The sequence below is a fragment of the Lonepinella sp. BR2357 genome (genome assembly GCF_051851525.1).
GTDB lineage: Bacteria > Pseudomonadota > Gammaproteobacteria > Enterobacterales > Pasteurellaceae > Lonepinella.
In genome coordinates, this window is sequence record NZ_JBPDVG010000008.1 from 50,039 (window position 1) to 61,575 (window position 11,537).

Annotated in this window: 16 protein-coding genes; 9 read left to right on the forward strand and 7 right to left on the reverse strand. The window is 41.7% G+C overall.

Features of this window, described 5'->3' with window-relative positions; translation table 11 throughout:
- The first annotated feature begins 2 nt into the window (after window positions 1-2).
- Entirely contained in the window at window positions 3-941 is a 939-nt protein-coding gene (locus tag ACTG7L_RS06640) for a sugar kinase (protein WP_439327919.1), read from the forward strand.
- 9 nt (window positions 942-950) lie between these two features.
- On the forward strand, window positions 951-1,589 hold the full coding sequence (locus tag ACTG7L_RS06645) for a bifunctional 4-hydroxy-2-oxoglutarate aldolase/2-dehydro-3-deoxy-phosphogluconate aldolase (protein WP_439327920.1): 639 nt from the start codon (window positions 951-953) through the stop codon (window positions 1,587-1,589).
- Between the two features lie 71 nt (window positions 1,590-1,660).
- On the opposite strand, the gene ACTG7L_RS06650 is transcribed toward ACTG7L_RS06645, so the two are convergent.
- From ACTG7L_RS06650 to ACTG7L_RS06670, 5 genes are all read right to left on the reverse strand, one after another.
- Window positions 1,661-2,227 carry an acetate uptake transporter gene (locus tag ACTG7L_RS06650; RefSeq protein ID WP_439327921.1) on the reverse strand — a complete coding sequence of 189 codons (567 nt, stop codon included), beginning with the start codon at window positions 2,225-2,227 and terminating at the stop codon, window positions 1,661-1,663.
- Window positions 2,228-2,421: 194 nt separating this feature from the next.
- On the reverse strand, window positions 2,422-2,712 hold the full coding sequence (locus ACTG7L_RS06655) for an HU family DNA-binding protein (RefSeq protein WP_439327975.1): 291 nt from the start codon (window positions 2,710-2,712) through the stop codon (window positions 2,422-2,424).
- 132 nt (window positions 2,713-2,844) lie between these two features.
- The gene (locus ACTG7L_RS06660) at window positions 2,845-3,435 is read right to left on the reverse strand and encodes a YjaG family protein (RefSeq protein ID WP_439327922.1); all 591 of its coding nucleotides are present in this window, start codon (window positions 3,433-3,435) and stop codon (window positions 2,845-2,847) included.
- An 11-nt stretch (window positions 3,436-3,446) separates the two neighbouring features.
- Window positions 3,447-4,511, reverse strand: a complete 1,065-nt coding sequence (gene hemE / locus ACTG7L_RS06665; RefSeq protein ID WP_439327923.1) for a uroporphyrinogen decarboxylase — start codon at window positions 4,509-4,511, stop codon at window positions 3,447-3,449.
- 13 nt (window positions 4,512-4,524) lie between these two features.
- Window positions 4,525-5,289: a glycosyltransferase family 2 protein gene (locus tag ACTG7L_RS06670; protein ID WP_439327924.1), complete on the reverse strand. Its 765-nt coding sequence runs from the start codon at window positions 5,287-5,289 to the stop codon at window positions 4,525-4,527.
- Between the two features lie 123 nt (window positions 5,290-5,412).
- Here ACTG7L_RS06670 and ppa point away from each other — a divergent pair, with 123 nt between their 5' ends.
- A complete protein-coding gene (ppa, locus tag ACTG7L_RS06675) occupies window positions 5,413-5,940 on the forward strand; it encodes an inorganic diphosphatase (protein WP_439243264.1) in 528 nt (175 codons plus the stop codon).
- A gap of 65 nt (window positions 5,941-6,005) precedes the next feature.
- Entirely contained in the window at window positions 6,006-6,761 is a 756-nt protein-coding gene (locus ACTG7L_RS06680; RefSeq protein ID WP_439257030.1) for a M48 family metallopeptidase, read from the forward strand.
- Between the two features lie 25 nt (window positions 6,762-6,786).
- Here the strand turns inward: ACTG7L_RS06680 and mazG are convergent, their stop codons facing one another.
- On the reverse strand, window positions 6,787-7,596 hold the full coding sequence (mazG, locus tag ACTG7L_RS06685; protein WP_439327925.1) for a nucleoside triphosphate pyrophosphohydrolase: 810 nt from the start codon (window positions 7,594-7,596) through the stop codon (window positions 6,787-6,789).
- Window positions 7,597-7,746: 150 nt separating this feature from the next.
- Between mazG and uspA the strand changes: the two genes are divergently transcribed.
- The 5 genes from uspA to ACTG7L_RS06710 all read left to right on the forward strand — a co-directional run bounded on the left by uspA (window position 7,747) and on the right by ACTG7L_RS06710 (window position 10,924).
- Window positions 7,747-8,172 carry a universal stress protein UspA gene (uspA, locus tag ACTG7L_RS06690; RefSeq protein ID WP_439243258.1) on the forward strand — a complete coding sequence of 142 codons (426 nt, stop codon included), beginning with the start codon at window positions 7,747-7,749 and terminating at the stop codon, window positions 8,170-8,172.
- A 334-nt stretch (window positions 8,173-8,506) separates the two neighbouring features.
- The gene (locus tag ACTG7L_RS06695; protein ID WP_439327926.1) at window positions 8,507-9,199 is read left to right on the forward strand and encodes a hypothetical protein; all 693 of its coding nucleotides are present in this window, start codon (window positions 8,507-8,509) and stop codon (window positions 9,197-9,199) included.
- Window positions 9,200-9,264: 65 nt separating this feature from the next.
- Window positions 9,265-9,621 (forward strand): DUF1330 domain-containing protein, encoded by a 357-nt coding sequence (locus tag ACTG7L_RS06700; protein WP_439327927.1) that lies wholly within the window; start codon window positions 9,265-9,267, stop codon window positions 9,619-9,621.
- A 10-nt stretch (window positions 9,622-9,631) separates the two neighbouring features.
- Window positions 9,632-10,294 (forward strand): HXXEE domain-containing protein, encoded by a 663-nt coding sequence (locus ACTG7L_RS06705; RefSeq protein ID WP_439243252.1) that lies wholly within the window; start codon window positions 9,632-9,634, stop codon window positions 10,292-10,294.
- 57 nt (window positions 10,295-10,351) lie between these two features.
- The gene (locus ACTG7L_RS06710; protein ID WP_439327928.1) at window positions 10,352-10,924 is read left to right on the forward strand and encodes an NADPH-dependent F420 reductase; all 573 of its coding nucleotides are present in this window, start codon (window positions 10,352-10,354) and stop codon (window positions 10,922-10,924) included.
- Window positions 10,925-10,964: 40 nt separating this feature from the next.
- Here the strand turns inward: ACTG7L_RS06710 and ACTG7L_RS06715 are convergent, their stop codons facing one another.
- Window positions 10,965-11,525 carry a TetR/AcrR family transcriptional regulator gene (locus ACTG7L_RS06715; RefSeq protein WP_439327929.1) on the reverse strand — a complete coding sequence of 187 codons (561 nt, stop codon included), beginning with the start codon at window positions 11,523-11,525 and terminating at the stop codon, window positions 10,965-10,967.
- Window positions 11,526-11,537 lie beyond the last annotated feature (12 nt).

Consider the following 11,537-nt stretch of genomic DNA (forward strand, 5'->3'; position numbering starts at 1 on the left):
AGATGAAAAAAATAGCCCTACTCGGCGAGTGTATGATTGAGCTAAATGGTGAACCTTTCGGCAATATGTGGCAAACTTATGGTGGCGATAGCCTGAATACCGCCACTTATTTGGCTCGGGTGAGTTCTCCCGAGCAAATTGCGGTGTATTATGTTTCGGCACTCGGTACGGATAAATTGAGCCAAGGCATGCTTGAACATTGGCAAGCAGATGGGATTCACACTGATTGGGTGTTGCGTGATGAAAATCGTACCGCAGGCTTGTATTTAATTCAGTTGGATAAACAAGGCGAACGCACGTTTTTATATTGGCGGAATCAATCGGCTGCACGCTATTTGCTGCAACATGCGGATTATCCTGCAGTTTTAGCACAGTTGAAAGCCGTAGATATGCTTTATTTAAGCGGTATTAGTCTTGCAATTTTGTCCGAAAAAGACCGCACTTTACTGATTCAACAATTAGCGGATTTGAAAAAATCAGGGGTGAAAATTGCCTTTGATAGCAACTTCCGACCAAAATTGTGGGATAATCTGAAACAAGCTCAAGATAGTTATAAACAGCTTTTGCCATTGGTGGATATTGCTTTAGTCACTTTTGATGATGAGCAATTATTATGGAATGATACTGATGAACAAGCAACTATTGCACGTCTTTCCCAATTTGATATTGACATTATTGTGGTGAAACAAGGCAGTCGTGGAGCGGTATTTTATCAAAACGGCAAGCAGACTTTTGTCCCCACCACGAAAATTGATAATGTGATAGACACCACTTCTGCAGGCGATTCTTTTAACGCTGGTTTTCTAAGCGGTTACTTACAAGGCAAACCATTAGAAATTTGCTGTCAACAAGGCAACCAACTGGCAGGTATCGTTATTCAACACAAAGGTGCAATTATTGAAAAATCCGCCACCGACCATTTACGCAACCAATTTAATTAAGGAAATATTATGTCATACACAACCGAACAACTAATTGAAAAACTCAAAACGCTTAAAGTCGTCCCTGTGATTGCCGTGGACGATGCTCAAGATATTTTGCCACTCGTCAAAGCCTTGTCTGATAACGGCTTACCCGTAGCCGAAATCACATTCCGCTCAGCTGCGGCTGAAGAATCCATTCGTCTTGTCCGTCAGCAATATCCTGATGTATTAATTTTAGCAGGTACTGTGTTGACCGCGGAACAAGTGGTTGCAGCAAAAAACGCTGGAGCAGATGCGATCGTAACACCAGGATTTAACCCAAAAATCGTGCAACTTTGCCAAGATTTAGGTTTGCCAATTACCCCCGGGGTGAACAATCCTATGTCCATTGAAGCCGCCCTTGAAATGGGCATCACTGCCGTGAAATTCTTCCCAGCGGAAGCCAGTGGTGGGGTGAAAATGATTAAAGCCTTACTCGGCCCTTATGGCAATTTGCAAATTATGCCAACGGGAGGAATTTCACCGACCAATATTAAAGACTATTTGGCGATTCCAAATGTCGTCGCTTGTGGTGGTTCTTGGTTTGTGGAAAAAGCCTTGATTAAAGCGAAAAATTGGGATGAAATTGGGCGATTGACGAGAGAGGCAGTTGGGTTAGTAAAGTAAGACGGTAAGCCAATCCTGATACAAAATGCGGTGAGTTTTATTTCACCGCATTTTTGCATGAATCAGAGTACTTACTTTGGCTCACCCACAGGCAAAATTACTCGCCCAAAGCTCTCATTAATCACATCCGCCGCCGCCAAATAAAAGGCACAAAGCGCAGTGATTAACCCCAAATAACCGCCGAGGTTCACAATGGCGTGGTTACCTGTTGCATCACCGATAGCTAATGCATAGAACGTTAAGGTTAAAAAGAAGAAGATGGCTCTTAAGGCCTTGGCTTTTGCCAGTGTGCCTAAAAACATCATTAAGGTGAATGTTCCCCAAGCGCCTAAATACCATGCTACGAAAGTTGCCGGCGTTTCACCTTTGAATAACGTGACGAATAACGCCCATGACCACCAGAACGCACCGTAGCTAATAAACGCAGTGAAACCAAAGGTATTGCCTTTTTTGTATTCAAACATACCTGCGATCATTTGTGCGGTCCCGCCAAATGCGAATGCCATGGCGACCACTAATCCCACACTTTTCACATCGAAAATACCTGCGTTAATTAAACATAATAACCAGGTTGTGAGTGCAAAACCACATAAACCAAGTGGAGCAGGGTTAGCTAAACCGTCTTTGACTGTTGACATAAAATTTCCTTTCAAGAATAAATAAGAGACGAAAAAAGGGCGCTAGTATGTCTGATTTTTGCACAAAAAGAAAGAGGGGAGAGAAAATAATTTTTCCTAGCCAAGAAAGCTAAAAATATCAACTTAGAGGGGATATGAAAGTAAATAAAAACCCACCTTAAAGGCGGGTTGTAGAGAAAGCATATTATTCGCAATTAAGCGTTTACTTCATCTTTTAATGCTTTACCTGCAACGAATGCTGGCACTTTAGAGGCTTTGATTTTGATTTCCGCACCAGTTTGTGGGTTGCGACCTGTGCGAGCTTTACGTGCGTTTACTTTGAATGTACCAAAACCAATTAATTGTACTGGGTCGCCAGCTTTTAAACTACCAGAAATGGCAGTTAAAGTCGCTTCTAATGCAGCTTTGGCATCTTTTTTAGTTAATTTGGCTTCTGCTGCAATGGCATCGATTAAATCTGTTTTATTCATTTTTAAGTACCTTATAATGTTGGATTGAATATTTAGGTAAAGCCTTTATTTACCTACTTCTAACGACTGTAAGAACAGTGCGCATAGATTAAACAAAATTTAATCGAAAGCAAAGCACTATTTTACAAATTTGTGGCAAAGATCACATTATTGAGTGATTTCTATACCAATATTTGAGATTTTGCTACTTCGGATCTCGTTTTTGAGGTCTAAAATGAGATCGATATCCCGTTCTTCGCATTCTTTCAAGGTGCGGAAGATCTGCCATTGCACATCTAATTCTTGCTCAATTTCCACCGCACTTTTTAATTCTGTTTCGGATAATTCTCGCTCTTGTTCGGTTTCTAACAGGGTGGCGACGGTTTGCAAAGATAATTGGCTGATTTTGATACTTTGTTCTAAATTTTCACCGGCAATAATGGCGTGCAGCAAATCGCCCAATCCCTCTGCGGCATCTAATGCAGGCACCACGCCAAAAAAGTCATAATCGTTGACATCGGGAATAATTTCTTCCAACTTTTCTAATTGGTTTTCAAAATTGATTTTTGCCCCTTTGACGGTTAAATATTCCCAGACTAAATTGAGGATATTTTGATAGGTTTTTGCGTTGTCAGGTTGTTCGGTGACTTGGCAAAATAACTGAAAATTCGGCCACATGCGTTCACATAAGCATGCCATAAAGGTTAAATGTTGCCAAGTTTCAAAGTGTTCAAGGCGTTTTTGAATGGGGTTTCGCATAACCGTTCCTTTTATTGATGATAAGGTTTGGAATACTGATGAATGGTGTCCACCAGCACTTTGGGGCTTTCTACCGGTACATCTTGATGAATACCGTGCCCGAGATTAAATACGTGTCCAGAACCCTGTCCAAAGTCGGCCAAAATAGACCGCACTTCTTGCTCAATCCGTTCGGGTGAAGCATAAAGCACGCTAGGGTCAATATTGCCTTGCAACGCCACTTTATGCCCTACTTGGGCTTTGGCTTTGGCAAGATCTACTGTCCAATCTAACCCAATGGCATCACAGCCTGTATTTACAATTTGTTCTAACCACAAGCCGCCACCTTTGGTAAACAAGGTCACCGGCACTTTGCGACCGTCATTTTCTCGAATCAGACCGTCTACGATTTTGTGCATATACTGCAAGGAAAAATCCATATAATCTCGATGAGCGAGTACGCCACCCCAAGTGTCAAAAATCATCACAGATTGTGCGCCCGCTTTGATTTGGGCGTTTAAATAGAGCATAACGCTGTCCGCGACTTTATCCAACAACTGATGTAATAACTGCGGTTCGGTATACAACATTTTTTTGATTTTGGTAAAGGCTTTGCTTGAACCGCCCTCTACCATATAGGTTGCCAATGTCCATGGGCTGCCCGAGAAACCAATTAACGGTACCTCGCCTTTCAGCTCACGGCGAATAGTTCGCACAGCATTCATCACATATTGTAATTCCACTTCTGGATCAGGAATAGGCAAATTTTGCACCGCACTTTGGCTGTCAATCGGGCGAGCAAATTTAGGGCCTTCGCCAACGCCAAAACTCAAGCCTAAGCCCATGGCATCAGGGATGGTCAAAATATCCGAAAACAAAATCGCTGCATCTAAGTCATAACGGCGCAACGGTTGTAAAGTCACTTCGCAGGCTAAATCCGCATTGCGACAGAGTGACATAAAATCCCCCGCCTCTGCTCGAGTGGCTTTGTATTCGGGTAAATATCGCCCCGCTTGGCGCATGAGCCACACGGGGGTGTAATCCACGGGTTCACGCAATAGGGCTTTTAAATAACGGTCATTTTTTAATGTTGACATGGATTATTCCTAATTATAAATTCGTTTTGGTTCTCACCCACAAATCCGCATATTTCACAAAGGTAGAATGGGCAGATAACACCGCTAATAAAAAGCCTTGTTTGCCGTCTAAAAAGCCCGCTTTGAGTAAATACATTTTCACAAAGCAACCTAAAGCGTGGGTTACGCCGTCCAATAAACTGGCGGTTTTGCCTTGAACTTGACGTTGTTCCGCCCAGGCTTTGGCATAGCTGGCGGATTTAACTAAATAATGGTGTACATTTTTGTAGGTGAAATGGGCTAAATCGCCGTTGAGTTTTTCGACTTTGGCGGCAGCGGGGTAATGCACACGTTCATGCACTAACTCATCGCCATATTTGGCGTAGTCCGTTTGATATAAGCGTACCACATAATCGGGATACCAACCTGAATGGCGGATTTCACGACCGAATACGGTGCTTAAACGGTTGATTTGATAAAGGGTATTTTCTGCATTATTTTGCACCGCAGTTTGAATGGATTGCGCTAATTCGGGGCTAACTCGTTCATCAGCATCCAACCATAACACATAATCACTGGTGACATATTGTTGTGCAAGCTGACGTTGTTTGCCAAAACCTTGCCAATCGGTATTGGAATAAAATTTTGCGCCGTAGGATTGGGCAATTTCTTGCGTATTGTCCGTGCTACCGCTATCCAAAATCACAATTTCATCCGCCCAATCTTTGACGGTGTCTAAACATTGCGCCAAATCTTGGCTTTCATTTTTCACAATCATGGCAACAGCGATCGTCGGCATAAGCATTCTCTTGTTATCGATAAAAAATTTTCATTATTCTAACCGCACTTTCTAGCAAAACCAACTAAATATCGCTATAATCGGTGTGTTTATTTATATTCATTTAACAAAAGGAAGATTAACATGGGCTTAGAAAGCGTTCCAGCAGGTAAAGCGCTACCTGACGATATTTATGTAGTAATTGAAATTCCGGCAAATTCCGATCCAATCAAATACGAAGTGGACAAAGAAACGGGGACATTATTTGTTGACCGTTTTATGGCAACCGCCATGTTCTACCCCGCCAACTATGGCTATGTGAACAACACCTTATCTTCTGACGGTGATCCAGTAGATGTGTTAGTGCCAACGCCATATCCATTACAACCGGGTTCGGTGATCCGTTGTCGTCCAGTGGGTGTGTTAAAAATGACTGATGAGGCGGGTGGTGATGCGAAAGTCGTTGCGGTGCCACATACCAAATTAAGCAAAGAATACGATCACATTCAAGATGTGGGCGATTTACCGGCGTTATTAAAAGCCCAAATCCAACACTTCTTCGAAAGCTATAAAGCGCTTGAAGCAGGAAAATGGGTGAAAGTCGAAGGCTGGGGCGATGTGAACGAGGCTCGCCAAGAGATTTTAGACTCCTTTGAGCGTGCGAAAAAATAATCCAATAGAGATGCCGTCTTACCTTGGTAAGGCGGTATTTTTTTATCAGATCAGTGGGGAATTTTATGCTAAAACGTAAATTGATAGTGACTTGCCTTGCGACCACTATGTTAGTGAGTTGCGCCACCAGTACGGAAATAAACCAACAATCTGAAACTCAATATGCACAAATCCTTGCACAAGCGAAACAAAAAGGCATATTGGATACCAGTTCAACCACTTCTAAACGGGTACACAAGATTTTTCGTGTAATGCAACCCTATGCGGAACGAGAAAATAACACCGGCACCAAATTTAACTGGCAAATTGCGGTGGTGAAAAATACTGAGCTGAATGCTTGGGCAATGCCGGGTGGAAAAATGATGTTCTACACCGGATTAGTGGATAAATTAGCCTTAACTGATGATGAAATTGCCACCGTAATGGGGCATGAAATGGCCCATGCGTTAAAAGAACATGGAAAATCTTCACGGAATTTTGGCGTATTTACGGCCGTATTAGGCACCGCAGTCGAACTTGGGGCGAGCGCTGCACTGGGTGTTGACTTGCAAGGCTTAGGGAGCGGCACAGTCGATTTAATTACCAACAAGCCTTATTCCCGTAGCCATGAAACGGAAGCTGATGAAGTCGGTATTATGCTGATGGCAAAATCCGGTTATAATCCACAAGCAGCGCCAAAACTCTGGCAAAAAATGCAGGCACAAGGCGGTTCAAGTAAAGTCGCCAGTCTGTTCTCCACTCACCCAAGTGATGAAGAACGTCAAGCGAACTTACAACGTTTATTGCCACAAGCCATGGAAGTGTATAAACAGAAAAAATAACCGGCGGTATGTTGACAGGGCTGAGTTAGCCCTTGTTATTCTGGTTTTTTTCCTCTTTTTTCACTTCGTCCCATAAAATATCCATTTCTATCAAATTACTTTGCGCAAAGGTTTTACCTTGCTGTGTTAATTTTTGTTCCACCACTCGAAAACGGCGTTCAAATTTATGGTTGGCTTGGCGTAGGCTTTCTTCCGCCTGACATTTCAAATGACGGCTTAAATTGACCGTGGCAAATAACAGATCGCCGACTTCTTCTTGGATTTTAGTCTGATCTAAGTGCGGTTGATTTAATTCCTGTTTTACTTCTTCTAGCTCTTCTTGCACTTTGTTGAGTACATCCTGAAGTTCCGTCCAATCAAAGCCCACTTTGGCGCATTTTTTCTGTAATTTTTCCGCACGCAACAAGGCTGGAAAGGCATGAGGGACATTATCCAAAATGGACTGCTGTTTTCCCTCGGCTGATTTTTCTTGTGCTTTCATGGCATTCCAATTCGCCAGTGCCTCTTGTTCATTACGAGCCGATTGATCGCCAAAAACATGCGGATGGCGGCGGATAATTTTCTGGCAAACCTCATTAACCACATCTTCAAAGGTGAATTTCCCGTCCTCTTTGGCGAGTTGGCTAAAAAACACCACTTGTAATAATAAATCCCCTAATTCTTCCCGTAGATTGGCCACATCCCCTTGCTCAATGGCCTCCACAGTTTCATAGGTTTCCTCAAGTAAACAAGGGATCATAGAATGGTAATTTTGTTTAAGATCCCATGGGCAACCGCCATGAGGATTGCGTAATTTAGCGATAAGTTGTACAAAATCATCAATAGTATGGGACATAGTTTTTCCTTATTGGCGGATAGATTGGCATATCATAATAAAATTTTGATCTTTTTTCAAAATTGTGATCTAGTACACATTTTTTGTTTAAAAGAGATGTTAATATACGCCTAAATAATCCATTTAACCCGAGAAATTAAGGAGGGAATTATGTATAAACATATTTTAGTTGCCGTCGATCTTTCAGATGAAAGCCCAAGATTGGTGAAAAAAGCTGCCTCTATTGCAGAGCGCCACAATGCTAAATTGTCGATTATTCACGTTGATGTCAATTTCTCCGATCTTTATACGGGGTTAATTGATGTAAATATGACGTCTATGCAAGATCGCATTTCCAGTGAAACACAGCAAGCCTTGCTACAACTCGCCGATCAAGCAGGTTATCCAATTGGTGAAAAATTAAGTGGCAGCGGTGATTTAGGTCAAGTACTCGCTGATGCGATTGAACAATATGATGTGGATTTACTCGTCACGGGTCATCACCAAGATTTCTGGAGTAAATTAATGTCCTCTACTCGCCAATTAATGAATACCGTCACCATTGATATGTTAGTGGTGCCATTAAAAGAAGATTAATTTAACCGATTGAAATAATTAAGAATAAATGAAATCTGCAACATGTCGAGTTTAATATTCAAACTCGCTGTGTTGCAGATTTTTGTCTTTCCACAATACATTTCCGCACAAATATCAAAAAAGTGCGGTGATTTTTCGATAAATTTTCCCAACAACATTAATATGGCGATTACGCTTATCCATACACAATATTTAATTTATATGGATAACCCTATTCCATACTGGTTTGCTGTTGGTTGTATCTCTCCCCAATAAATCTATAATACACCTTATTGAAAGCACAACGCTTTCACATTCATTAGCAACGTTAACAATACTCACAGGAGAGCAAAATATGTCAAACATTCGTACCCTTATTAACGGTCAAGAAATCAGTGAAATTGAATTATTACGCAAAGAATTAGAGCGTGCTTATATTGCCTTAGATTTAATCAAAACCAAACTCGGACACGAGGGCGTGGACAAAATCTTACAAGAAGAAATGCACGAGATGGACGTGAAATTCCAACAATTCGCTGACACTTGCGATGGCGAATTAGTGTTAAGCCAAGCCTTAATGCAAGTGGATGGTTTAAAAGCGGAAGATTTTTTAAAATGTTTCCGTACATTCAGCGAACAAACCAACTGGAAAGCAAACCCTGAGCATTACATGATTAAAGACACCGAAGGCGGTAACCGTCGCATTATTGAAACTGTCGGTTGTTGGGATAAGCCAGTAAACTTAATCGGTAAATTCTATCCGAATATTGACAACGCCCCCGCACAAGCAAAAGCCATTCGTGATGAGGCAAAATATCCCTATGTGAGCTATATTTCTTGTCCAATCCGTGAGGGCGATCATTCAACCGCAGTCGCCGCATTCCACCAGTTCCGCAACACGGAAACCGGTTGTGAAGTGTTGTTAGGTGTATTTATGCCAAAAGGCGTGGATCAAGAAATGATTGAGGGACACAAATGGCATTTAGGTATTGAATGGCGTAACTGGGCGAGAATGGCATTAGAGCAAGTTGCGAAAGAACAGGCCTAATAGATGAAATGATCGTGCTAAAGTGCGGTCATTTTTTCACAAGATTTTATAAACGAGGATACATAATGAAATTCACCAAAACTTTTGCAATTTTAACCGCACTTTTCACCGCATCCCACGCTATGGCGGCACCAGCCTATGTGATCGGGGAAGTCAATGTGACCAACCAAACGGGTATGAAAGAATACCGTGCAGGTTTTATGGATAGCTTAAAACCTTACGGCGGTAAAGTGATCGTCAAAGCGACCAAACCTGAAATGATGGAAGGCGATACCAACGGTGTGGTGAGCATTATCGAATTTGAAAGTGCGGAACAAGCCCGAGCTTGGTACAACTCTGATTTCTACCAAAAAATTAACAAAAGTCGCAAGGCGAGCAGCACTTCTCGCGTGTTAATCGTAGAAGCGGTAGAGGCAAAATAAGGAGTACATCATGATGAATTTTTACCGTCACAACTGGTATAACGTGGGTATGGTGTTGTTTATTTTACTCGCCTATTACCTCGCCCTTTGGGGACACAGCCAACTGAGCGAAATCCAAGTGATTTTAACCCTAAGCTGGATGGCAATGTTAGTGCATCAGTTTGAAGAATACGCTTATCCGGGCGGTTTCCCAAGTATTTTTAATATCGGCTTGCTCGGCAACCACGGCGACGATTACAACCGTTACCCCACCAATGCAAATTTGGTGATGATTAATAACGTATTCCTTTGCTATACGTTCTACATTATTGCCATCATTTTCCCAGATTGTATTTGGTACGGGTTAATCCAAGTGTTGCAGGCTTGCTTGCAAGTGACGAATCACGGCGTGACATCATACAAATTAAAACGTTGGTACAACCCAGGTTTCGGTTCAATCTTCTTATTGAACATTCCAGTGATGATTTACTATATCTACTACATTGAAAGCCACAATTTGGTGACAAGTACAGATTATATTATCGGGATTATTGGTGGATTTGCGTCGTTGTTCGTGCTTTGGATTGGCCCAATTATGGTGCTAAAAGACCGCAACAGCCCATACCCCTATCGTGAAGATCGCATTTGGGGTTATGCTAAAGAGCGTGTGTTAGACATCAAAAACGGCAAATAACATTTCGGGCGAATGGACAGTCTCCATTCGCTTTTTTACATTGACAGGAGAAAAAATATGGCAAAAATTAGTATTTTCGGCGGAAAAGGCATGATTGGTGCTGAAATCGCGAAATTATTTGAACGTTGTGGCAACGAAGTCGACATTATCGGGCGAGATTATGACGGACATGAATTAGGTGATATTATCGTTTTAGCGGTAAAATTCCCTGATCTTGCGCCGTTAGTAGAAACGCACGGCACACATTTTGCCGGTAAAATCGTGATTGATATTGCAAACCCGATCAGCTTTGCCAATTTAGATAGCTTGCTTGTTCCACAAGGCACATCCAGTGCAGAAATCGTAGCAGAGAAACTGCCAAACAGCCAAGTTGTCAAAGGCTTTAATATCAACTTTTCAGATAGCCTTGCCAGTTGCCAAGTAAAAGGCAATCCAGCCAGTTTACTGTTTGCCAGTGACAGCGAGGAGGCCAAGCAACGGATTTTTACCGCCTTAGCGAATAGTGGTGCAAAATTGGTTGATGTCGGCAAATTACAAAAAGCCAGACTGTTAGAAAATGCGGGATTATTATTAATTAATCTCGCTGTGAGTGGGCAAATTCAGCGTAATGGCGGATTGGTTATTCTATAAATATCAGAAAGCAACGCACTTTTAAAGGTGCGTTTCTTTTTTATTTTCTTTCTACTGCAATATCCAAGGTATTCTGCCACAAATCCATAATTTTCTTTGCATCTGGTTTTTGATTTTTTTCAAAGAAAAAACGGATCGCTGTTAAAAAGGAGTGAGCGAAAAGTAAGGATTGTAACGGTAAATCGGTTTCACTGATACTTTTCCCCTCAGCCAACTGGACAAAGGATTTTTGGAACATTTTTATCATATCCTCAAACAAATGATGACGAGGCGTATGCACTTTCCAGAGCGCAAGCAACACATGGCGTAGTTCATACCATTTCGGCATGGCGGTTTCAAAAAATTGAGTTAAATCGTTCGCTTGTTGACGCAGTTCAATGAGTTGTTTAATTTCTGCTTTTAAATCATCCATCATTTTTCCGACTAAATCATCTTTACCTGAATAATAGGTGTAAAAGGTAGAACGATTCACCATGGCAAGATCTAAAATATCTTGCACATTAATGTCATGGTAATTCTTTTGATTCAGTAATTCGATAAGCGCATTACGGATTAATTTATGGCTACGAATGATGCGTAAATCGGTTTTTTGATTGGTCATGATTTAAGCTCC